Source organism: Metabacillus sp. YM-086, assembly GCF_048059995.1.
GTDB lineage: Bacteria > Bacillota > Bacilli > Bacillales > Bacillaceae > Metabacillus > Metabacillus litoralis_B.
The window spans coordinates 1-23160 of the sequence record NZ_JBLUOI010000058.1 but is presented as its reverse complement, the minus strand read 5'-3'; the positions used below and the strand labels follow the sequence as shown (position 1 = coordinate 23160).

Genomic DNA, 23160 nt, shown 5'->3' with positions numbered 1-23160 from the left:
GAAGAAATAGATTCGAAGGAACTGGATAGACAATTTTCTTTTTTCAAAGTTCAGCTCCAACAGCTCCAATTCAAACAATTGAAATCTGGATTTCAAACAGTCCTTTAATATCGAACTCTAACACCATGTATTTCCTCCAACCTCTTTTCTTGTAGCCTCGATCGCATGAATTGGCGATTTATTTTGGTCGGTATCCATAAGAAATCTTCATAAAACAATTTCTCTCTGTTGGTTCAAAATATAGTTTCGCAATATTCTGTGCCACTCAGTCTTCGACTGTAAGAATTCCAAGTGTTCTTGTTCCACCATTCCTCTTGGAAATAGCTACTATTTTTACTTTTTTTTGAGAATAGCCTCCTGTAGACATAAGATTCCACAGGGTTAATTTTTAAAGTATAGTTCGAAACTTTCAATAGATTTTTCATCAATACCATATGTCTCTTTTTTGCTTATACTCGCTCAAATGGAATCATTACTGCGTTCTTTGCAATACTAACGGTTTTGCTTCTCGTATAGGTTACTCCTCCTTTCAACGATGACCTATCCCTGAAACGGAGTAACTTAGATTCTTCGGTCTTCTCGGGTTGATTAAGCACTGAAATGCAAGCGGCAATAACAATATTTGCGTTAATTTAAAATGAATTATCGCCTTATTGAATGGAAAAAAGTAAGTAGTCTATAAGAAAGGCGACTATCTGTCTAAAAATGAGTGGATAGTCGCCTTTTTCGTTTAGGATCCTTGAAATAAAATATAAAATCGTAAGTTTTTCAGTGCCCTCGTATCTCTACTGATCTTTTTCCTCTTTTTACTTGGAGACATCATATTCTCACAGGGGGAAACTTCCAACAGTACAAAAAGTTAGAGGTGTATTCCTTCAAAACTAGATAACTACTCACAATTTTCAGGTTAGGTCCTCGATAGATTAGTATCTGTCAGCTCCACGTGTCGGCCCCCCTTCCACCTCAGACCAATCAACCTGATCAACTTCCATTGATCTTACAAGCTTAACGCTATGGTAAATCTCATCTTGAGGGGGCTTCATGCTTAGATGCCTTTCAGCACTTATCCCTTTGCACATAGCTACCCAGCTATGGATTAGTAAGACATCTGGTTAAAATCCCTACGTTATGAAGGATAGTGACCGAACTGTCTCACGATGTTCTGACCCCTGCTCGCATACTACTTTGATGGGCAACAGCCCAACCCTTGGGACTGAATGCAGCCCCAGGATGCGATGAGCCCACATCGAATCACCAAACCTCTCCGTCGATGTAGATTCTCTTAGGGAGATAAACCTGCTATCACGGGGTATATTTAAACCGTTAAGAGATGGCCCTTTCATGAGGGAAGCACTTCATTAAGCTCAACTGATCTCTTAGTCAATCTACCTTGTGCCGTTACACTCTACGAATGGTTCTCATCCATAATGAGGGATTCTTATGTCCCCAGTAAAATCCTTTAGCTTGATGATTGCCTAAACTCTGTTTAGGTTTAAGGTCAAATATAGTCATTTTGTCGAAAATATCTGTTTCTAACAAATTGGGAGTTGACTACAGATACTACAATCCCCACTCTCTTTCTACTCATAATAATCCAACACCCCAAGCAATACAGCTTCAGCTGCATTTTCACGGAATTGGCTTGTTTTTAGTTTGGCTGCTTCGGCTTCGTTGGATATGAATCCGAGTTCAGCTAGGACGCTTGGCATTGTGGTGTTTTTGATTACGTAGAAGTTTGCTTCTTTTACACCACGGTTGTTTGTTCCAAGCTTTTCTATTAATCTCTTTTGGATCTTTTCGGCAAGCTTTTTACTTTCAGTGCTTTGATAATTGTTATTCCAATATGTTTCCGTACCATGTGCGGCTTCACTTCCTGCCGAGTTTATGTGTAAGCTGATAAAAATATCAGCTTTAGCATTATTAGCAATCGTTGCACGGTCTGCAAGCTTGATAAATGTGTTATTTGTTCTAGTCATGACTACCTTTGCACCTTCAGCTTCAAGCAACTTCTGAAGCTTCAATGCAACATCAAGAACAATGTCTTTCTCTTGAAGACCAAAACCTAATGCGCCTGGGTCATGATCTCCGTGTCCAGGGTCCACAGCAATAACTTTTCCTGATAACAAAGAGTCTCCAGGTTGTTCAGTAGAACCTATAACCAAGTAGTTTTTATGCACATAACACACTTTATTATTAATCTTCGTTTTTGCCCAATCACCAACAAATTCATAAACGGTAATAACGTCTCCATTATATAGTTTACCCACAACATCTGAATCAACGGTTGGCTCTGAACGAACATTTAAAGCACTCGCTGTTACAACAGCTTGGACAGGAGCGGTACTAGGATCTCCTGAGCTACCCTTTGCGCTATCATAATTCTTTTTATTGGTTGCTTCCATTTGAACCAACGTTTGATTAATTGTACTTGGTAAGCTAGCATAACCACCAGCTTGTTTAATCTCGATCGCTCTTCTTTTCAGCCTACTCAATACACCAAAGTTTGAGTTAGCATCTGAGAGCTGCTTTTGTTGTATTTGCGAACTTATTTTGTTAAGTAATCGATAGTGCGAAACCTCGTAGATGACACGCTCTTTTGCTATTTTAGAAGGAGTTATGTAATAATCCAACATCACTTTACGAGAGGTAGGTCCATAAACCTTACCAATTGTTTCTTCCACTTTCCTAATCTTAGTAGAATACCTGTCATATAGACGATCAACCTGACTAATGCTTCCCTTACTGATTGCTGCTTCAAACTCTGCTAAATACTGACGGAGAATAGCTCCGTGCTTTGAGCTGTCAATAAAATACGCAGCACGAAGGCGTAATTCATTTGCCCAATTCAGTTTTTCTTGCAATTGTTTTTTTCTTGAATCACTCAATGTGTAAATCGAAGCTTGAGCATCATTAATAGATGCTAGAGTTTGATCGTATTTCTCTGAGAATGAAGTGGAAACACCAATACCTTTTAAAGACTTAATACGGTAATAAGGTTCAAGGTTCTCCGCTTCTGTTACTGCTTCGTTTACTAACTTCTCTACTTGATCATAAGAAGTTGCTGCTGATACATCAGATGGTGAATAACAGCCAAGAATGATAAACAAGATTGAGAGAAAAGGAACGAAACAGGTTAACCTGTTCTTCATCAATTTTACTCCTAACGTATTTTGTTTTAATAAAATTCCCTATAATATATTTTACTGAAAAAAACACCACTTTGTAATAGGTAATTTCACCAAAAATCAAGTTCATTTATACTTTTTTTCAATTCAGAAACAATTAAGTTATATTAAGAATCATATAGGTAGTATAGGTTTGTTAACCCCCCACATTCAAAAACATAAGTTACTAAAGGCTTAATTGAAATTCGGTAAATAATAGAGCCTAAATATAAATAAATTAGGTTTTGATAGTATCATAAGTATACTTTTCGTAGCTTAATTCCAATTTTATCAGTTTTTCAGATTTAATTTATTTAAAATGGATGTTCCGTGATAGGTGATAGGTAACTATTATAAAATTAAATAGTGGCCTTTTTTATGTTTCAATCTATATTAATACACTAGCCATCACAAAACCATTCTATATAGTTCCTTTATAGGTCCAGCAGAAGTTCACAGAAAACCAGAAAAGCAAATATTTATGTTAGAAAGGGAAGCCAAGTACAGTGAGATATAGTTAAGATGATGGCGGATATTGGGTATTTGTCCTTCTCATTACTATGTTATCCAACTATTAACTACCCTTTATAAATTTCCATTTAGAAGTCAAGAATTGATATCTTTGGTGCTGCAGCAATAATGCTTAGAGCATTATGTTCTCTAAGCACTAGGTTTAACTGTGGACAAAGAAAAATAGCAAGATATCTCAAAACTTCTAAGATGTTATAAAACTTATCTATAACAAATGGATACAGCCAACAAAGCAAGCTAGTCAATTAAAAAAGTCGATTTCCTATTTGATTAAACTGAAGGAATCAGTATTTAAATTATTCAAGTTAAACTAAAATGGTTTTTGAAGTTTGAAGTCGGATAAAGAAATTTTAGATTAGTTTTTTGGTCTAGTCTTATCTACAATTCGTTTACCTTCTCTCTTTTTCTCCTATTACATCTGCAGAAGAATCATTTACCTTAAAAGGGAAATGGTGGTTAATTTAGTTCCTCTAACAAATTATTATAGATTTAAATTGATAATTGGATCTCTATCGTTACATTTATCAGTGCTGGAGTTGTTGCAGAGGAAACTCCACTAGTATTACTAGGTCTTGTACCTTGCGCTTCATTAGTGGTTAGTCTATGTGTATATCCATCCCCACAGTGGAATTTCACCTCCTAGACTGTTGCCATGCCTGGCAAACAAAAAAAGAGAGGAATGATGACCTCTCTCTGTATTAAATGATCTCTATTTATTTGATTTTGCCAATAACATAAACACAATTATAAGAGAAAAAGCAGTTAATGCCAAAAATGGAATAGTAATAAAACCAAACCAATTAATGTATTCAGCATTGCAAGGAACACCGTTGGTACAAGGCTTGATTTCCGCAAATCCAGGAACTTTTTGTTCCAAATAATGAAAAAGGGAAATACACCAACCAGTTATAGCCATTGGTAAAACAAATTTTTTTACGGAAACATCATTTTGAAATGTTCCAATTCCAAGTATTAAGGTTAATGGGTACATTAAAATACGTTGATACCAACATAATTCACATGGTACAAATCCACGTATTTCACTAAAATAAAGACTTCCCAACGTTGCCACAATTGAGACTAACCAAGCTATATATATAGAATACTGTCTAATACTTACCATAATTATTACTTACCTTCTATTTCTTTTTCTATAAGGCTCTTAATTTTTTCGTAGTCAAAAGGATCTTCAAGCATTGTTCCATTCACCATTATAGTCGGTGTCAATTCTACTTTAAACTCTTTTACTAATTTAGTATCACGATTTATTTCTTCTATCTTTGATTGTTGTTGAATATCTGATTTTAATCTTTCTAAATCAATATTAGGAACATTTTTAGATGCTACCTCAAGAATTTTTTCTTTGGTTATCCATAATGCATCATGGTTTTCACTTGGTTGTTCTATAAAAAGTCCTTTGTGAAAATCCCAATAAGCATCGGGGTTTTGGTCAAATACTGATTCTGCTGCTAAGGAACCTAAATTAGATTCTTCCCCATGAAACAAAGTATTTATAAAGGAGAATTTCACTTTTCCAGTATCAACGTATTCTTTTACTAATTGAGGGAAAATCGTTTCTCCCCACTCTTTACAAGCAGGACATTTAAAATCACCAAATTCGACAACTGTTACTGGAGCATCAGACTTACCTAATGTAGGCTGCCCCTCTATGGATGGTTGCTTATCAAAGCTAACATTATTGTTTGTATCAGACTTCATATTATTAAAAACAACCAGAGATGACAATAAAGTGAAAATTACTAAAGTGAGAATAACTGCAAATTTAAAGGGTGAATTTGTTCTATTTTTAGCCATTATATTACCTTTCTATTTGTTTTTTAGCCAATTTTAATACTATTCAAGTAATTCTAACATTTAATATTGAATTTTAAAGGGGTTACCGGATTTATTCAAATACTTTTCACAAATTAATTGTTAAGAACTTACACATTTATAATACTAAAAATCAACTAGTAGTCTTTCACAATAAGGAAGGTGAAATAATTCTCCCCTTCTCATTATAAATGTTTTATTTTAAATTGAAGCTTAGGCATCGTGTGCATATCTTTTGCATAGGTATGAGCAATACGTTATAGGTTCCTGCATCAAAGTTTATTGTTAAATCCCATCTCCTTTATTTTCATCATTTATCATCTCATGGTCTTTTTCCCCGTCTTCCCATACCTCAAAATCCACTTTTACATCTTGAACATTATCTTTTCCATAAGTAACACGAGCTTCAATAATGGTTGGTTCGCTCGCTGTGTTTGTGTTTTGAACAGATGCTGATAAGAAAAAAATGATTAATATCGCAGGAATTGTAATCTTCAATAAACTCCTTCTGGTGAAAATTGGTCATAAGAATGACAAATTCTTTTAAAATCTTATTTATAGCTTTTATGGCTTTTGACATGGATTTATATTAGTTTATTACATTAAAATCCAGTAAACCCGCCGAATAAACTAGTTAAGACGGCAATAATTTTTGTCATCATATTAAAATACAACAATACTCCCATGATGATCATTAAAATACCACCAATAAACATAAACGTTGAACTTCTTTTCTTAAGAAAATTCATCTTATCGATAAATAATGACATGACTAGAAAAGGAATAGAGAAACCTAAGACATAGAAAAGCATGTATAATAGCCCTTTTCCTGGGTCTGTTACACCTAATGCAATGACACCTGCAAGGATAGGCCCTGTACAAGGCGTCCATCCAGCTGCAAACCCCATACCTATTAAAATAGATCCGGTGTAACCTGAAGGTCTCTTTTGAAATTGAATTTTCTTATCAGAAAGTAAGAAATCAAGTTTAAGAGCGCCAGTAATAACTAAGCCAAAGAACACCATAATAATGGCACCCAATTGCCTTAGTAAATCCTGATACTCACTAAAAAACGTACCAATAAAAGAAGTAGATAGGCCTAATGCTAAAAAAATGATTGAAAAACCAACTAAAAACAAGATGGTATGCACAATCGCTTTTCTTTTGAAAATACCTTTTTCCTTTTTTAGATCATTTAAGGATGCTCCAGTAATATAAGAGAGAAAGGCAGGATACAAAGGTAATGTACAAGGAGATAAAAACGATAAAAAACCGGCCCCAAACGCTAGAAATAAGTTTAGCTGTTCCAAAATGATACCACCCAACGTTAAATTAAATACTATGGTTTAATAAGTTCCATATAGTTTGCAATATCTCTTTCCGTCATACTTCCTGTTATCACTTTTACTATTTTTCCATTTTTATCAATTAAAAACGTAGTCGGAATTGGGGTAATATCATAGGCTTCGGTAACAGATCGGTCTTTATCTTTTAGAATAGTAAATGTAAGGTCATGTTTATTGACAAAAGCTTCAATTGCAACGTCACTTTCTGCAATATTAACAGCCAATGTTTCTACACCAAGATTTTTAAAGTGATTATACTGTCTTTCCATATAAGGCATTTCTTTCTCGCACGGTTTACACCATGTCCCCCAAAAATTTAAGAAAACACCTTTTCCATTCAAATTAGACAGCTGAACTTTATTTCCCTTCATATCTTCAAGCACAAAGTCGGGTGCTCGATCCCCTACTTGAACTCGAGTTTTTTCAGTGAAGAAATTCTGATAAAGAGTGTAAGCTATGGCTGAAATCATAATCAGTAAGAGACTAAACCGAATAATAGTTCTATTTCGTTTATTTTTCATATGAATTCTCCTTTTTAACTCTTAAATATCGACATATTACATTAGCAACCTAGTGTCCTAAATTAATTATTTTCAAATAAACCTTTTCGTTTACTCTATTAGGCATAAGAATGTAGGCCGGCAATAATAAGGTTAACGAAAATTAGGTTGAAAATAATAATTCCAAAACCTATGACTCCGAGCCATGCTGATTTCTCACCCTGCCAGCCCTTAGAAAGTCGCAAATGTAAATACGCAGCATAAAATAACCAGGTTATCAAGGCCCATACTTCCTTTGGATCCCATCCCCAAAAACGTGTCCATGCAATTTGAGCCCAGATCATCGCAAAAATGAGCGCTCCCAAAGTGAATATTGGAAAACCTATCGCTACGGATCTGTATCCAATTTCGTCAACCAAATCAAGTTTAATGTTTTTCGTTAATGGCTGAAGAGCTGCAGAAATTCTTTTTCTTAAAATCAGTCTTAACCCCCCATATAATAATAAGCCTGTTACAGCAGACCAGATGACTGTGTTTAATTTTCCTGCGGCGATAATAGCTGGTATCTCAACAATAGCTTCCATTTTACCTTTTGTAAGTAATTCACCTTGATTCGGTCCTACAATTGAAGGTAGATTATATGTCATTTCAACCTCTTGATCATTTTTATCAACCCATTTATAGACGGCTTCATACTCCATTCCTCTGAAAACACTTGTAATAATTACAAAAGCAAGTGTTGCCACAATCGTGTACATGACAACCTCTAGCCAAAAAGTTTCCTTTGAGCGTTTCGTCTGATCAACAGAACGAAGTAAATAAATGACACCTGCAATGAAACTACTGGCTAAAATTGCCGAACCTAGTGCCGTTGTTGTTACATGGATGGCAAGCCAATCCGTTTGCAATGCTGGTATTAAAGGAGAAATGTCTGTTGGGAACATGCTTGCATAAGCAATAATTAATAATGTAATTGGTAAAGTGAACAAACCTAAAATGGCTACTTTATATAAAAAATAAAGGATGATGAATGCTAATACAAACATCATAGAAAATGCCGTTATAAACTCGAACATATTGCTTACCGGTGCATGTCCAGAAGCAATCCATCTTGTGACAAAATAACCGAGATGAGTGATAAAGCCTAAAATGGTGACAGTTATTGCGAATTTCGCCCATTTGCTTGGCTTTTCGTATTGCTTTCTCTTATCTCGAATGGCTCCTCCAAATAGAAATGTTGCAATTAGATATAGTAAGAATGCTGCATACAGTAAGTTACTGCTAAGAGATACCACATCTTCTCCTCCTTTACGAATTTTGGACTTTCTCGTTTGTTTGATCGGTTAGTTCTTGAATGCAGGTTTCTTTTAAAAAACTGTTCATTTCATTTCGAATTCCGTACCAATTTTTATTTGTATGTCCCGCAATTAATATGCTTTCACCATTCCGTCTAATCCATATACGCCTATGATTCCAATACATACCTTGAATAACTCCAATCATGAAAATAGCTCCTCCTAGACCAAGAAACCATAACGTATGATCTTTCCGAACTGTAAGGGCTGACAGGTTTTTCGTTTCTACACCTTCAAATTTCATTTTTAATTGATTTTCCCCGTCTGGTTCAATTGTTTTTTGAATGGCAACAAAGCTTTTTTCACCTTGTGGATTCTCAGGGGATATCATGTTAAATACAAATGCTGGATTGTCGGGAACTCGGTTTTTTGTATCAGGTATACCTTCATTATTAAAATAAAAGTTAGGTAAATAAGTTGTAATTTTAACTCTATACCCATTACCTAAATCATACTCCTTCTTTGGTTCCAGCAAATCTACTGTTATCTGACCAAAACTTTTTTCTGTCACTTTATCTACTAAACTAAAAATAAACTTATTTAGCTCATTTAATTTATAAGACGTTTGATAAAAAGCATATGAATCATGTTTTAAGGGGTAATTAACTCTGATTTGTTCATCTTTTATTTTCTTAAGTTCAGGTTCTGCCCCGTGAATTATTTCACCTTTTCGCTCATACAAAGTAACATTTGTTTGAAAGTTTTTGACGATACTTCCATCTCCAACTCGTGAAAGAGTATTTGCGAAAACTTTATCTTCTTGTTCTTTTTGATAGGTTTCCATAATAAACTTGTCACTGCTTAAATAGTATTTTCCATTGGTTCCTGGAATAATAGCTGTTTCACCGTCACGAATCCAAAGCATTTCATCTACGTACATTCCTGGAACAAATCTCAGCATCCCCCCAATTAGGAAGATAATAAGTCCGATATGGTTTACATAAGGGCCCCATCGTGAAAACCGATCTTTCTCGGCTAGAATATTTCCATTTTCTTTACGAACACGGTAACGTTTTTTCTCCAATTTGGATATTACGGAATCTAGCTGTTCATCAATATTCTCTTCCACATTTGTTTCACTAAAGAGGCGTTGTCTGCGCATGAAGCTTTCATGACGTGTAATCCCTTGTTTTTTTAAAGCGCGATACAATGGAATAAACCGATCCAAACTTGCGATTACAAGTGAAACTCCAAGAGATGCTATTAATAAAAAATACCACCATGAACCATACAGATTGTGAAAACCTAATTCATAATACATTTGTCCAAGAAATCCATATTCATCTTTATAAAACTCTTGTGGGACAACAGTTGGGGGAATATACATCTCTTGAGGAAAAATTGTTCCAATTGCGGAAGCAATTAAAAGAAGAACAATTATCCAAACCCCTACTTTAACGGATGAGAAAAAGTTCCAAATTTTATCGACAACTGACTTTTTATACGTTTGTGACCGCCTTGCACTTCCTTCATAACACATATCAAATGATTTGTTTGGTGTATCCTCCTGAAATTGTTTCCCACATGATTCACAAAGTACTGTTCCATGTGGATTGGCATGACCACATTCACATTCTACATGTTTCATCACAAAAACTCCTAACGATTTATTACTTTATTCAATGGCAAGAACACTAGCAATACACAGTAACGCTTCATACTAAAAAATACCGAGCTGTAAAAGAATAGAAATCGTAATCTTTTAGCAAAAATCCACCCGTGAGAAAGACAGCTGTAATGGCTTTCCACACCTAAATGTTCTATGGGCTTGCCAAAACTTATGTAGTACAGTAGCTAACATTGTAATCCTTAAACAAAAGAATTCAAGATGCACTTATCTCACTTCCTCCTTATTTCTAGTTAACTCGAGGAAAATAGTGGATGGATATAGTACATTTTTTATTTCTCAGAATTGTACTAGAACACAACATTTAATCTAGAGCTTTTAATTCTGATTAATGCATTGCGTACAAAAAGGAGCAGAGAAGTTTTAAAATCCCCTGCTCGCTATAAGATCTATCAACTAGCATTCAAAATTTTTATTATTCTAACTAAAAATTCAACTCAGAAGGATGATTTTGAATAAAGCGATGTCCCGATAGAATATACATCTGTTATGATTCATGATTGATTTACACTACGAATTACTTTTACAATTAGAATCTATCCCGTAAGATCTACAATTGGATTCTACTTTTATCAAAATCTCCTTTCAATTCCTTTGTAAAAGGTATAATTAAGTAAGGGTAATATACACTTGATATTAGCCTTTGCTAATATATATGTCAAATGAAAATATATACTTTTCTCTTTCAATCATTTATCCCGACACACTTTGTTAACATTTAATCCTAATGCCAATGATATTCCCCTTTTTTCAGATTTACATCCTCAACCTATAGCTATGCGCTAGGTAATCAAAAGTAATTACCTAAATATACATATTATTAATAACGGTTAAACCTATATTCAAATTAATAACTTTCCTTTTATATTAACTATATCGAATCGCTTCAATTTATATTGAATGAGCCCTTCGTTTACTTCCATTCCATGCACTTATAAAAAACAAAATAGGCAACAAAACACTTAACATTAGGGCTTAGGATTTCCCAAATATGTGGTGTATCAAAAGCTCCTATAAAGCTAGCATATCTCCTATTACATGCGAAAAGGCGACGTATATTTAAATTATCGTATGTATCTCCTTTAGTTTTTGATATCTATTCAACATTAAAGCTAAAGCTTCAATTCCTTCCGAAACTTGTAATGTGGCGTAAAAATTAATGTGTAAGGAAATATCAAAATAAAGTGTATGATCATGACCCAAGAAAGTTTTTACCTAGCAACATTCTTTTTTGTTATCCCCTTAATTTTCCACGGATTCTTAAGTTAAGGATAAAATAATGTATTCATGATTTACAAGATATGAATTATTCAACTGTTATTTTTTAGAATAAAAAGAATTCAATGATTGACTTACAAATTAGTATTCACTAATATATATAATACACAGTATTATATTACTAATAACTAATTTGATGGAGGTGCAGTACAGGATGGCTACTGTTGATATAAATTTGAAAACCAAATTTATTCGGGGTTTTGCTGATAAAACAAGGCTTCTAATTTTGGAATGCATAAAAGATAAGGAAAAAACCGTTTCCGAAATTGTTGAAGAGATTAATGGAAATCAATCTAATGTTTCTCAGCACTTAGCATGTTTAAAAGGGTGCGGTATTATCGTTGGTCGTCAGCAAGGTAAATACATGTACTATTCGTTAAGAAATAATAAAATGAAACAATTGTTAAATATGTTTGATGAAGTCTTGAGCATTGTAGAACAGGATATAGAGCAATGTGAAATTAATCCAGCACGGATATCAGATGAAGGGTGAGAGAAATGGCTGAAGAAGAAATTACAAAATCAAAAATTTGTTGTTCAGATAATGGATGTTCAGAAACAAAAGAAGTTACCATCCCTCTTACCTTAGAAAATCCTAAAAAGGATTCATGCTACAAAGATGGATCTTGTGAAATTAATGGAACTACATCGGCTGAAAAAGAAGAAGTGGTTCAGTCATCTTGTTGTAAAGATGACCAATGTCCAAATAATGAAAAAGGACCTGATATTCAGGAATACGAAGTTATGAAGACTTCTACGTGCTGTAGTGATAAAGAATGCTATTCTACAGAGGAAAATCCACAACCTTCTACAACTGCAAAATCGTTAGAGAAACTTGAATACCAAGTCAAAGGAATGGATTGCCCGTCATGCGCAGTAACGATTGAGAAAAGTCTTTCAAAAATTGAGGGAATCGAAAATGTTAAAGTAAATTATAGTGCAGGAAAAATGCAGGTAGAAACTAGCCTCCCTTCTCTAGGCGATAAAATTGAAAAACAAGTAGAAAAGTTAGGGTTTCAGACTGAAATAAATCAACGAAAAAATAATAACGTTCAAATTTTTAAAGTAGAAGGAATGGATTGCGGTGCTTGCGCAGCAACAATCGAAAAACACCTTAGAAAGAATCCAGCAGTTAAAGAAGTTAGTGTAAACTTTTCAACTGGAAAAATGCAGATAATTCATGAATCGAATAATAATGAGATTATTAAAGAAGTTGAAAGGGCTGGTTTCAAAGCATCCCCAACCTTAAAGAACAATTCAACTGAAAAAGAAAGTAATAAAGGTGCACCATTAACGACCATTTCCGGTCTTCTGTTAGCATTTGGCTTTTTTGGATCCTATGCTGATGTTTCACCAATGCTAATTACACTATTATACGCAGCAACTATTGTTATTGGTGGATACAAGCCAGCAAGAAGTGCCTTTTATGCGATAAAAAGTCTTTCGTTAGATATGAATGTTTTAATGTCAGTTGCGGCCATTGGAGCAGCACTTATTGGAGAATGGTTTGAAGGTGCTACTGTGGTATGGTTATTTGCATTAGGTAATACACTCCAAAATAAATCGATTGAGCGAACAAGAGAATCAATTCGTAGTTTAATGGATCTTGCACCTTCTGAAGCCTTGATGAAACTAGGAGATCAATTGATAAGAAAGCCTGTAGAAGAGATATCAGTAGATGATATCATCATCGTTAAACCGGGAGAGAAGATTCCGTTAGATGGAGATATTATTGCTGGTGTTTCAAGTGTTAATCAGGCTCCAATTACAGGTGAGTCTATTCCCGTTGATAAAGAAGTTGGTGATTCGGTATTTGCCGGTACGGTAAACGAAAGTGGTTCACTAGAGGTAAAAGTAACGAAATTAGTTGAAGATACAGCTATTGCTAAGATTATTCACCTTGTAGAAGAAGCACAAGAAAAGAAAGCTCCTACACAAGCCTTTGTTGACCGTTTTGCAAGCGTCTATACGCCAATTGTCTTTGCATTAGCGTTACTCATAATGATAGTACCCCCATTATTAGGTTTCGGAACATGGGCTGAGTGGGCTTATAAAGGATTAGCGCTATTGGTTGTCGCTTGTCCATGTGCCTTAGTGATATCAACCCCTGTAGCTATCGTTTCAGCAATTGGAAATGCAGCAAAAAATGGTGTTTTAATCAAAGGTGGTACATTCTTAGAGAAAGCAGGAGCTATTAATGCCATTGCATTCGATAAGACGGGAACCTTAACCGAAGGTAAACCAAGGGTTTCACAAATTATTCCTCTAAAGGGGAGTGAAAATGAATTACTTGCCATTGCCCGTACTATTGAGGAACATTCGAATCACCCTATTGCAAAAGCGATAACAGCTTATGCAGATGAAAAAGATATACAAGTGATGAAAGGTGATTCCTTTAGAGCAATCGTAGGTAAAGGTGCCCAAGCGACTATAAACGGTACCGAATATTTTGCTGGAAACCCTAAATTATACTATGATTTCAATTTATCTCTTACGGGGATTGAAGAAGAAATTAAACGATTACAGCAAGAAGGAAATACTCTTGTTCTTGTTGGTACTCGTTCAGAAGTTTTAGGAGTCATTGCCGTTTCAGATGCAATTCGAAATATCACTGTTAAAGCCATTGAGAAATTGAAACAAGTTGGCGTAAAAGAAATGGTGATGTTAACCGGAGACAATGAAGGAACTGCGAAAAAAATCGCTTCACAAACGGGAGTTGATCGTTATTTTGCAGAATTGTTACCTGAAGATAAAGTAACGGCTGTACAAAAACTTCAACAAGAAGGAAAACGTGTAGCCATGGTTGGTGATGGTATTAATGATGCACCAGCCCTCGCAACAGCAGACTTAGGGATAGCTATGGGGGGAGCCGGTACGGATACTGCCATGGAAACAGCTGATATTGTGTTAATGGCCGATAATTTAGAAAAACTCCCTCATACGATTCGACTAAGTAGAAAAGCCTTGACGATTATTAAGCAAAATGTATGGTTTTCTCTTCTTACAAAGTTTATTGCGTTACTTTTAATCTTCCCTGGGTACCTCACTCTATGGATGGCGGTTCTAAGTGATACAGGAGCAGCTTTGATTGTTATTTTAAATAGCATGAGACTATTAAGACAGAAATAACCAGATAGGGAGTGTAATCCCTATCTTTTTTATAATGAGATACCATACAAATTAAAGGTTTCTAATTTTTGTTTAAGAAAAGTGATTTTCTGGGGATATATTCATTTATTATCATTGTCCAATAACTTAATTTACTTCATATCAATTTACTAAGATGGTTGTTGGTTATTTTTAGAGAAAATAAGGTACTTGAGGCACAACTAATTCTGAAGTAGCTGGAGGTTTTTATTTGACTATAAATAAGATATTAATGTTTTACTTTTGTTGATTATTGGAGCGTTTTTGGGAGTTAAAGGAATGTGTTGAGTTCAAAGAACAATATGCATTCATCTTTTTATTTTGAAAAACAAGATTAAAGTTAAAATTTTAATTTACCAAGAAGCTGTTTGCTTTAAATGTGCATGGGGTATACAAAAAGACATATTTATACGAGTTGGGAACCAATATTAAAGAAGCTCATTCGGTTCACTAAGAGATTGTCTTTATTATTTTACAATTGTCTCAAGTTTTGCACAAAAAGGCAGTCAGTTTTGTGGTGAGCTTTGTGAAGCTTGTGGGGATGTTTGTATGTCTAGTGCAGGACTCTATGAATGTATTAGCGAAAGTGCAAAACAATGTGCTAAGGTATGTCTATGTTGTGCAGAAGCTTTAACTAGAAAAAACTAGCTAGCCTAAATAATACGATTTAGGCCGTTTATCTCTTGAATAATTAAGTCAAATAAATCAAATTATTGGCGACAATCCCCCCTCTATTCCCATTTATAGTAAATTAAAAATACATAATTAGATTTCAAAAGGTTATTTAACTTTTTAAAATATTTCATATATTTTCTTAATAGATTTTATATTATTTTCTAAAATATCAACATTACTTATATATAACATTATAACTCAATTTATAGGACTTTGAATACTTTCCTAGTTTTTATAATAATATGGCTCAATATGTATGTGTACGCTTTTTATATTGTACCTGTCTCGAAGGTTTTGTTCAATTTTGTCGCTTATATTATGGCTTTCAATAACTGTGAGAGTTGATTTAACGTAGACAATTGCATCTACAGTAGTTTGACTACCGTATACCCGAGCCTTTATATCCTTAACGAACTTTACTCCAGGTGTATTTTTAATTAGTTCTTCTATCTCTTTTAGCTTCTCAGCATCGTAGCCGTCTGTTAGCTCATGAACTGCTTCCTTAAAAATGTCCCAAGCAGTATGACAAATAATAAAACCAACTATTGCAGCTGTAACAGAATCTAGAAAGACCCACCCTAAATATGCCCCAACAATTCCAATAAATGCACCGAAACTAACTAAAGCATCTGAACGGTTATCCTGAGCAGTTGCATAAAGTGCCTTACTTTCATGCTCTATGGACAATTTTCTGTTGTATCTATATACTAAGTACATAAATACAGCACTCAATAAAGCGATAAATCCAGTAAATAATTCTGGTTTATTATCTGTGGGTGAGAAATAATTGTTAAAAGCTTCTATAACAACCTGTAGTCCCACCATAAAAATAATTATAGCAGCTATTAGTGAGGAGATTGTTTCTGCTTTTGTATGACCATATTTATGATTCTCATCCGCAGGCTTTTGTGCAAACCTTAAACCAATTAAAACAGTTGCTGATGCTATAATATCCGTTAAATTGTTTAACCCATCAGCTTTTAATGCGTTTGAATTCCCAGTATAACCTGCGATTAATTTAATTCCTGACAGAATGATATAAGCTAAAATACTTATCCATACGCCTCTTTCAGCTTTCTTTAAATTATTATCGATCATGTTATCCCCCTATTAAGGCTTCATTAAAAATTATACAGGCTATATATAGTAATTAACTTATTCAGGTATTTTTATAAAGTATAATTAAATTCAAATTAAATTTCAAAAATTCATGACATATGCAATGTCAGTAATATGTGGGACATTGCGTTGTTAAATACTTTTTAACTTTATAGGTAGTCTAATTGCACTTCATATCTAAACTACCTATTTTACTGCATTTTTAAATTTTGCACTTGAAAACCGAACCTGTTACTAAATAGACAGCTATTTTAAAAATTTCTTATATTTATCATCAGTCTTAGATCAAGCACTTCCCTTTTTTAACAATAGAGAATTAATTGAGTGTCATTTTCTAAATAAACACTACATTTTACCCCCGGTCACCGTTTTCTTTATAACATATACAGAACTGTCATATTATTACTATGGTTTGTAAATACTCCACAGACACGTTTTTCAAGCAACGCTTTATTTATAAATAAAAGCATGGAAGATCATTTAATTAGTTAGGCTCCACATAGACATGGACGTCATAAACACCGTGATCATTCTTATGTCTTTTTCGTTAGTAAAATAAAAAGGTTAGTGGAACTTTCAATCTAGATGTCCCACTAACCTTTTATTAATATTACAGATAAAAATTAAAAACCTTAATACTCATATGAAAGTCTTCAATTACTTCCTATCTTCAATCATTATCGTTAGGCTTATTAAGGTTACTAATATTGTTGCACCCATATCTGAAAGAATTGCAATCCATAATGTAAGCAGACCTGGAATCGTTAACAGTAAAGCAATTAGTTTGAGTCCTAAGGCTAATGTTATATTTAATTTAATAATTTTATTAACCTTTTTTGCAATTCTTACTGCGGATGGAAGTTTCCCTAGATGATCCTGCATTAATACAATATCAGCCGTTTCAATCGCACTATCTGTCCCTTTCCCCATTGCAATCCCCAGATCAGCTGTTGCTAGGGCGGGAGCATCATTAATACCATCTCCTATCATAGCAACTTTACCACTTTTAGTTAGTTCTTTTATTTTAGTAACTTTTTCATCAGGTAAAAGACTCGCATAATATTTTGTTAGGCCTATTTGCTTTGCTACTTTTTCTGCAGTCTTGGTATGGTCCCCTGTTAACATAACAGTATTTTTAATTCCTGCTAAATAAAGTTCTCCTATAATATCCTTACTTTCTTGTCTAATTTCATCTATAATCCCAAATAACCCTAACACTTTTTCATTATTTGCAACTATCACAAGTGTATACCCATCATTTTTTAGTGAACTAATATTTTCTGATACTTCAGCAGGGAGAATAAAGTTAATACTTTTTTCATTACCTACTTTATATTCAACCCCATTAATGACTGCTGCTACACCTTGCCCAGAAATAGTATTGATTTCTTCTGGATCAGTATAAGAAACATTTAAATCACTTAACTTATCCATTATGGCATTTGCTATCGGATGAGAAGAAGACTTCTCTATAGATCCTGCAATATGAAAAAATTCCCCTTCGTCATATACAACCGTTTTTTCTACATAAGGATGACCTTTCGTTAAGGTACCAGTCTTATCAAATGCTATCGTATCAATTTTCCCAAGTTGTTCAAGAAAAACTCCACCCTTCACAAGGATTCCGTTCTTGGCATTGTGAGCTATACCAGAAACAATTGCAATCGGGGAAGATAAAATTAAGGCACATGGACAGCCTACAATCAGAACAGCTAAACCCTGGTAGAACCATGATCCCCAGTCCCCATTAAATAAAAGTGGTGGTACTAGCATTACTAATGCTGAAATCACCATGATAATTGGTGTATAATATTTTGCAAAACGATTTATAAATTGTTCTGTAGGTGTTTTTGTTTCTTGAGCTTCTTCTACCAAATGTAGTATCTTAGCCAAAGAAGAATCCTTATATTCTTTCGTTATTCTTACTTTTAAAACACCTTCATTATTAATGCTTCCACCAAAAACTTTTTCATTCGTTTCTTTTTCAACCGGCATTGATTCTCCGGTAATAGCTGCTTCATTTACTGAACTTTTACCTGATTCAACGATCCCATCCGAAGGAATCTTTTGTCCAGATTTAACAAGGACCAAGTTACCTTCTTTAAGCGTATCAATTGCCACGATTCGCTCTTGACCATTATCGATCAAGGTCGCTTCTTTAGGAGCTACCTTTAGTAGTTCTTCCATTGATTTTCTAGCTTTTTCCATTCCTAATCCTTCAAGTAGTTCATTTACTCCAAATAGAATAGCTACTAACGTTCCTTCTTTCCATTCTCCAATTGAGAATGCACCTACTAAGGCAATCGTCATTAATGTATCAATATTAAATTTTAATTTGAAAAGATTTTTTGCACCTTTTATAAAGGTAGGATATCCACTGGCAGCTGCAGCAACCAAATACATGATAATAGGCACGATATTATCAAGTTGGGTATCGGCATAAATAGCTGCTAAGAAAATAAATGTTGACGAGGCAAGTAACATTATCATACGCTTACTATTTGTGTGGGAATGATCATGACCGTGATTATGACCAGAACTTGAGTTTTCATGATGGTTTTCTCTTAAGATAACCGCTCCATCAGAGGATAATATTTTCTCAACTTTTTGGATATCAACTTGATCATTTAAAATAAGTTTGCTGCTATTGTATAGAATTCTTGAGCCTTGGCCACCCTCCAATTTATTTATTTCATCCTCCATTTCCCTTGCACAGTTTCCACAAGAGAGACCTTTTAGTTTATGTTCGGACATTAAAGTTCCTCCTTACCAGCCTTGTTCATTATAGTTTTCTACCTGATGACTATGTTATGACCATTAATTATTCAAGGTTTACTATCAGAATAGATATAAATTAAGGTATTTCAGATTATTATCACCCTAACCAGTTCTAATCCAATATATGATAATGTGTTCATGTATTATAAATTAATAATAAAAAAATATTCCGTTTGTGTCAAACAGAATATACACAATGGTACCTACCTTAAAAGGAGAAATGGTGAATCCTAGGGGTCTTCAGGAGAACTTAGTAAAGCACCTACTTAAAGAGAACGTATTGTTCACATAGATTATTTATCTATAATAAGCATAGGTTTACCTAGTGTAGCGTGCTAACATGTTTGTCAGACCTCCCAGGTATGCATTTGCTGCCATTATTTCCGCTTCATACCCTACTTTCATTATCCATTATCATAATAAATAGGAACCTCAAATAAAAGTTCATCCTTAAATAGAACAGACAACTTGCTGACTATTCTAGGCACTTGTTCAGGGGTTTTCCACTCTTTTCTTGGTTCTATCAACTTTATTTTAACATGAAGATTTTCTACTTCTTCTTTTGTAAATGGATAATAAAGGTTTCGATTAATAAAGACCTTTTGTTTATAATAGGGATTATTTATTCCTTTTAGCCATCCTTTTTCTTTTATTGTATATTTATATAGGAAAACCAATGGGTGGTTTTGACTAGAAGATCATTTTATATTGAATTAACAGAATTACGCATCTGACTTTTTTTATCATTTTCTTCAAACCTTTTATTTTTTTGTTTTTTTATCACTTCTGTATGCTTAAAAATGAACACAAAGGCACAATAAGTACAGTTATATGTACTAGTCATACTTCTCGTGTTTCTATTTCCGTAATTGATTAACATTGATTACTCACTAACTTACGTTTTTCATATCGCTTACATTATTTTCATTTACCCCCTCCTCTTATTAAGAAACATTATATTTTGTGAAACACCTGTTCTTTAAATCTAAGAATCTATTAAACCTACGTATATTTATTATTTTCATTGGTTATCCTCTTAGTGAGGAGTTGAGAACAATGAAAAAATCAAATCTTGTATTTTTGTTATGTAGTATTTTTGTAATATCGGTTTTTATAAAAGAAGCTAAAGCGTTTTTAAATTATAATAATGAATTAATGCAAATAACAGAGATTGCTAAACAGCATAATATAGAAATAGATAAATGGTCTATGTATATAAAAGAACCTATCACAGAATATACCAATACAATTGATATAAACAAAAGAATAAAGGAAATCAAAAGTGTAGAAAGAGAATTCAAATGGACAAAAACGCAATTTAAGGAAGGCCATTATAAAATTATTGGCGAAAGAGAATCATCAAATTTGGATATCAATGAAAAAATCCTTATTATATACTTCCCTCTGAAAGATAAATACAATTTAAGTATTACTTACGATATAAAAGGTAGTAACTGGGACAAAAAAAAGTGGTCTAATATCTCAACTCTATATAAGTCAAAGATAGAGAACGGTTCTGTGTATTATACGATTGAAGGTACTACGAGGATAAATGAACCTATATATGAAGAAGCTACAAACCTATTAAAGAGTTTCTCCGGTGAAAAGCTACAAAGTCTTAACGAAAAAAACTTCGTATCAGTATCTGCATACACTGATCGTTGGAACACAAAACTTCCTCTTGGAAATAATCAATTTATGAACTTACATATTGTATACAGAAACTCAAATGACTCTAATGAAAATATAAAAGTGACTATTGGTACCCCTATTATAACTTCTGAATATTAATAACTACTTTTTAAGGCCAATAACCGCCGTACCTTAAAGTTTAATACTGTTACTTGGAGTGTACATTAGTTCAGTATTTTTTGAATTCATGTTTATCTTTTTGAAAATATTAATGAAGGTCTATCAATAAAAAAGGAGTAATATAATGGAAAATTGGTTTTCAATCATTCCGTTTATCGTTGCTTTAGTTGTAGCTATGTTGACCCGTCAGGTGTTAGTAGGCTTAACATTGGGACTTTTCGTTGGTTCATATTCATTCCAACCAGGGGTTTTTAAAAGAAAATGAGCGATTATATCTTTAGCGCCCTTGTAGACAGGGGAAATCTTCTTATTATCGTTTTCCTTTTCGTTTTTGGTGGACTTGTTGGCATGATGCATGTTACTGGAGGCATTAAAGAATTTGCGAATGTAGTAAAAAAAGCGTATTAAAACTGAGAAAAGTGCTTTGATCGTTACATGGGCAACTGTTCTTGTTTCTTTTATGGATTGTGAATTTAGAGTTATGACTACTGAACCAGTTATGAAGTCCGTGAAGAATAATATTGACGTGACGAGGTCAAAACTTGCTTATGCCAAGGGGAATAGGTACATAGAGATAGTATTGAAAGTGAATTGGAAAAAATTTCAACCAAAAGATTTAAATCTTATAATTCCCCTACTCTTACTTTTAACCAGCACTTTTATCTCATTTGGCAAGATGGACTTAGTAAGGGAGCAATTTCATTTATAGATGCCGTACAACAAGCAGATGCAACTCAAGCCATGTTAATTGCTTTTTTTGCCACCGTTATTTTTGCCTTAATCTTATACCTCTTTCATAAAGAAAAGATTTCAGAGCTAATGTTTCACGGTGGAAACCAGTTAATGATGGCAATTATATTATTAGTTCTTGTTTGGGCGCTAGCAGATTTGGCAGATGACCTTGGTTTTTCTAAATTTATTACAGGAACGGCAGGAAAATTTATACCAAAAACCTTAGTTCCAGTAACAATTTTTTTGCTCGGGTCTTTATTGGTTATTTTATAGGTTCATCTTGTGGTACATGGAGATTACTCATGCCTTTAGCAGTATCGTTAGCCCAAGCAACGGGAGCTTCATTACCTTTAACGGTGGGAACAGTATTTGCGGCTGGTTTCATTTGGAGAATTCACCTCCCCCTTAGGAGAAACCACGGTGACGACTGCATCGTTTTTTGATTTACCTGTTGTAAACTACGCTAAAGCCAAAATTGCGCCATCGATTAAGGCGGTAGGAATCTCATCTATATTATTTGTAATTGCTGTATTATTTTCCAATGTCCTACAAGATAAAAACTCATTTTTGACTAGACTTAAGATGCAAATCGGTTGGTCTATAAAATAGTACCTGAATTTTGTAATATATCAGATAACGTAATAAAACCAGCATATCACACTATCTATGCTGGCTTTATTTATTAATAATTATCCATATTTTCTAAACTACTCATTAGTTTCCGAGTTTTAATTGTTAAGCTTATTAGGAAAAACATTGGAAATCATAGTGAATATACAACCTAATACGTTCCAATAACCGCTAATATTGCCGAAATAATTACCAATGTAAAAAACACTACAGCTTTTCTCATCTTCACCAAAAAGAACCTCCTATAAAACTGTGAATTGTGAATGGTAGACATAAACAAACTCTGATGTACAAACAGCTATATGAGTTACAAGATAAAAAGGATGTATGATAACAAACTTTATACATATTGAAGTAAGTATTTATTCTTTCCCCAAGTAACTATTTTTCATTATATTTTTTTCATCGTTTGTCTGACATCTCTAATTAAAATGCGTATACCTATAAGATTTAGAATTAAACCTATACAAGCAAATAGAACAATTATTGGTATCATTTTTTCTCCACATTGTTTTTAATATCTACGAAAAAGAACTAGTATTAATCATGAATTGTGTTAAGAAATCATTCATGTAAGAACATATGTATTTCGATTACAGATCTTCAATAGATCTTACCACTTTAATGACAATA

At 33.7% G+C, this 23160-nt stretch carries 17 protein-coding genes, 1 pseudogene and 2 other annotated features; of the genes and pseudogenes, 7 read left to right on the top strand and 11 right to left on the bottom strand.

The window, feature by feature from the left end; translation table 11 throughout:
• Nucleotides 1-915: 915 nt before the first annotated feature.
• Nucleotides 916-1126: a sequence feature (23S ribosomal RNA rRNA prediction is too short), on the bottom strand.
• Between the two features lie 8 nt (nucleotides 1127-1134).
• Nucleotides 1135-1518, bottom strand: a sequence feature (23S ribosomal RNA rRNA prediction is too short).
• 62 nt (nucleotides 1519-1580) lie between these two features.
• The 8 genes from ACEWK1_RS20245 to resB all read right to left on the bottom strand — a co-directional run bounded on the left by ACEWK1_RS20245 (nucleotide 1581) and on the right by resB (nucleotide 10317).
• Nucleotides 1581-3149: an N-acetylmuramoyl-L-alanine amidase gene (locus ACEWK1_RS20245; RefSeq protein ID WP_098796519.1), complete on the bottom strand. Its 1569-nt coding sequence runs from the start codon at nucleotides 3147-3149 to the stop codon at nucleotides 1581-1583.
• A 1255-nt stretch (nucleotides 3150-4404) separates the two neighbouring features.
• Nucleotides 4405-4818: a disulfide oxidoreductase gene (locus tag ACEWK1_RS20240; RefSeq protein ID WP_098796520.1), complete on the bottom strand. Its 414-nt coding sequence runs from the start codon at nucleotides 4816-4818 to the stop codon at nucleotides 4405-4407.
• A 5-nt stretch (nucleotides 4819-4823) separates the two neighbouring features.
• Entirely contained in the window at nucleotides 4824-5510 is a 687-nt protein-coding gene (locus ACEWK1_RS20235; protein ID WP_098796521.1) for a DsbA family protein, read from the bottom strand.
• A gap of 303 nt (nucleotides 5511-5813) precedes the next feature.
• Nucleotides 5814-6026: a hypothetical protein gene (locus tag ACEWK1_RS20230; protein WP_098796522.1), complete on the bottom strand. Its 213-nt coding sequence runs from the start codon at nucleotides 6024-6026 to the stop codon at nucleotides 5814-5816.
• Between the two features lie 104 nt (nucleotides 6027-6130).
• Nucleotides 6131-6838 carry a cytochrome c biogenesis CcdA family protein gene (locus ACEWK1_RS20225; RefSeq protein ID WP_098796523.1) on the bottom strand — a complete coding sequence of 236 codons (708 nt, stop codon included), beginning with the start codon at nucleotides 6836-6838 and terminating at the stop codon, nucleotides 6131-6133.
• 29 nt (nucleotides 6839-6867) lie between these two features.
• A complete protein-coding gene (resA, locus tag ACEWK1_RS20220; RefSeq protein WP_098796524.1) occupies nucleotides 6868-7395 on the bottom strand; it encodes a thiol-disulfide oxidoreductase ResA in 528 nt (175 codons plus the stop codon).
• 98 nt (nucleotides 7396-7493) lie between these two features.
• The gene (gene ccsB, locus ACEWK1_RS20215; RefSeq protein ID WP_098796525.1) at nucleotides 7494-8669 is read right to left on the bottom strand and encodes a c-type cytochrome biogenesis protein CcsB; all 1176 of its coding nucleotides are present in this window, start codon (nucleotides 8667-8669) and stop codon (nucleotides 7494-7496) included.
• 13 nt (nucleotides 8670-8682) lie between these two features.
• Nucleotides 8683-10317: a cytochrome c biogenesis protein ResB gene (gene resB / locus ACEWK1_RS20210; RefSeq protein ID WP_098796526.1), complete on the bottom strand. Its 1635-nt coding sequence runs from the start codon at nucleotides 10315-10317 to the stop codon at nucleotides 8683-8685.
• A 1471-nt stretch (nucleotides 10318-11788) separates the two neighbouring features.
• Here resB and ACEWK1_RS20205 point away from each other — a divergent pair.
• Both ACEWK1_RS20205 and ACEWK1_RS20200 read left to right on the top strand, forming a co-directional pair.
• The gene (locus ACEWK1_RS20205) at nucleotides 11789-12127 is read left to right on the top strand and encodes an ArsR/SmtB family transcription factor (RefSeq protein ID WP_098796527.1); all 339 of its coding nucleotides are present in this window, start codon (nucleotides 11789-11791) and stop codon (nucleotides 12125-12127) included.
• A gap of 5 nt (nucleotides 12128-12132) precedes the next feature.
• Nucleotides 12133-14763, top strand: a complete 2631-nt coding sequence (locus ACEWK1_RS20200) for a heavy metal translocating P-type ATPase (RefSeq protein ID WP_098796528.1) — start codon at nucleotides 12133-12135, stop codon at nucleotides 14761-14763.
• A gap of 918 nt (nucleotides 14764-15681) precedes the next feature.
• On the opposite strand, the gene ACEWK1_RS20195 is transcribed toward ACEWK1_RS20200, so the two are convergent.
• From ACEWK1_RS20195 to ACEWK1_RS20185, 3 genes are all read right to left on the bottom strand, one after another.
• Nucleotides 15682-16554 (bottom strand): cation diffusion facilitator family transporter, encoded by an 873-nt coding sequence (locus ACEWK1_RS20195; RefSeq protein WP_098796529.1) that lies wholly within the window; start codon nucleotides 16552-16554, stop codon nucleotides 15682-15684.
• A 678-nt stretch (nucleotides 16555-17232) separates the two neighbouring features.
• On the bottom strand, nucleotides 17233-19329 hold the full coding sequence (locus ACEWK1_RS20190; RefSeq protein WP_098796530.1) for a heavy metal translocating P-type ATPase: 2097 nt from the start codon (nucleotides 19327-19329) through the stop codon (nucleotides 17233-17235).
• 428 nt (nucleotides 19330-19757) lie between these two features.
• Complete coding sequence (locus ACEWK1_RS20185) at nucleotides 19758-20030, bottom strand: hypothetical protein (RefSeq protein ID WP_098796531.1); 273 nt, start codon at nucleotides 20028-20030, stop codon at nucleotides 19758-19760.
• 379 nt (nucleotides 20031-20409) lie between these two features.
• Here ACEWK1_RS20185 and ACEWK1_RS20180 point away from each other — a divergent pair, with 379 nt between their 5' ends.
• The 5 genes and pseudogenes from ACEWK1_RS20180 to ACEWK1_RS20160 all read left to right on the top strand — a co-directional run bounded on the left by ACEWK1_RS20180 (nucleotide 20410) and on the right by ACEWK1_RS20160 (nucleotide 22506).
• Nucleotides 20410-21144, top strand: coding sequence for a YwmB family TATA-box binding protein (locus tag ACEWK1_RS20180; RefSeq protein ID WP_098796532.1), 735 nt, complete (start codon nucleotides 20410-20412; stop codon nucleotides 21142-21144).
• A 145-nt stretch (nucleotides 21145-21289) separates the two neighbouring features.
• A complete protein-coding gene (locus ACEWK1_RS20175) occupies nucleotides 21290-21430 on the top strand; it encodes a hypothetical protein (RefSeq protein ID WP_176551031.1) in 141 nt (46 codons plus the stop codon).
• Nucleotides 21427-21573: a hypothetical protein gene (locus tag ACEWK1_RS20170; RefSeq protein WP_176551032.1), complete on the top strand. Its 147-nt coding sequence runs from the start codon at nucleotides 21427-21429 to the stop codon at nucleotides 21571-21573. The genes ACEWK1_RS20175 and ACEWK1_RS20170 overlap by 4 nt, the downstream gene beginning before the upstream one ends.
• Before the next feature lie 183 nt (nucleotides 21574-21756).
• Nucleotides 21757-22340, top strand: a pseudogene (locus ACEWK1_RS20165) (Na+/H+ antiporter NhaC family protein).
• The gene (locus ACEWK1_RS20160) at nucleotides 22318-22506 is read left to right on the top strand and encodes a hypothetical protein (protein ID WP_098796534.1); all 189 of its coding nucleotides are present in this window, start codon (nucleotides 22318-22320) and stop codon (nucleotides 22504-22506) included. Before ACEWK1_RS20165 ends, ACEWK1_RS20160 begins: the two are co-directional and overlap by 23 nt.
• Nucleotides 22507-23160 lie beyond the last annotated feature (654 nt).

What these genes read in the sequence shown, in the direction of transcription:
- ACEWK1_RS20235 (WP_098796521.1), bottom strand. Translation starts at nt 5,510, where the DNA reads ATGGCTAAAAATAGAACAAATTCACCCTTTAAATTTGCAGTTATTCTC.
- ACEWK1_RS20240 (WP_098796520.1), bottom strand. Translation starts at nt 4,818, where the DNA reads ATGGTAAGTATTAGACAGTATTCTATATATATAGCTTGGTTAGTCTCA.
- resB (WP_098796526.1), bottom strand. Translation starts at nt 10,317, where the DNA reads ATGAAACATGTAGAATGTGAATGTGGTCATGCCAATCCACATGGAACA.
- ACEWK1_RS20175 (WP_176551031.1), top strand. Translation starts at nt 21,290, where the DNA reads ATGGAAAATTGGTTTTCAATCATTCCGTTTATCGTTGCTTTAGTTGTA.
- ACEWK1_RS20190 (WP_098796530.1), bottom strand. Translation starts at nt 19,329, where the DNA reads ATGTCCGAACATAAACTAAAAGGTCTCTCTTGTGGAAACTGTGCAAGG.
- ACEWK1_RS20245 (WP_098796519.1), bottom strand. Translation starts at nt 3,149, where the DNA reads ATGAAGAACAGGTTAACCTGTTTCGTTCCTTTTCTCTCAATCTTGTTT.
- ACEWK1_RS20195 (WP_098796529.1), bottom strand. Translation starts at nt 16,554, where the DNA reads ATGATCGATAATAATTTAAAGAAAGCTGAAAGAGGCGTATGGATAAGT.
- resA (WP_098796524.1), bottom strand. Translation starts at nt 7,395, where the DNA reads ATGAAAAATAAACGAAATAGAACTATTATTCGGTTTAGTCTCTTACTG.
- ACEWK1_RS20180 (WP_098796532.1), top strand. Translation starts at nt 20,410, where the DNA reads ATGAAAAAATCAAATCTTGTATTTTTGTTATGTAGTATTTTTGTAATA.
- ACEWK1_RS20205 (WP_098796527.1), top strand. Translation starts at nt 11,789, where the DNA reads ATGGCTACTGTTGATATAAATTTGAAAACCAAATTTATTCGGGGTTTT.
- ACEWK1_RS20170 (WP_176551032.1), top strand. Translation starts at nt 21,427, where the DNA reads ATGAGCGATTATATCTTTAGCGCCCTTGTAGACAGGGGAAATCTTCTT.
- ACEWK1_RS20200 (WP_098796528.1), top strand. Translation starts at nt 12,133, where the DNA reads ATGGCTGAAGAAGAAATTACAAAATCAAAAATTTGTTGTTCAGATAAT.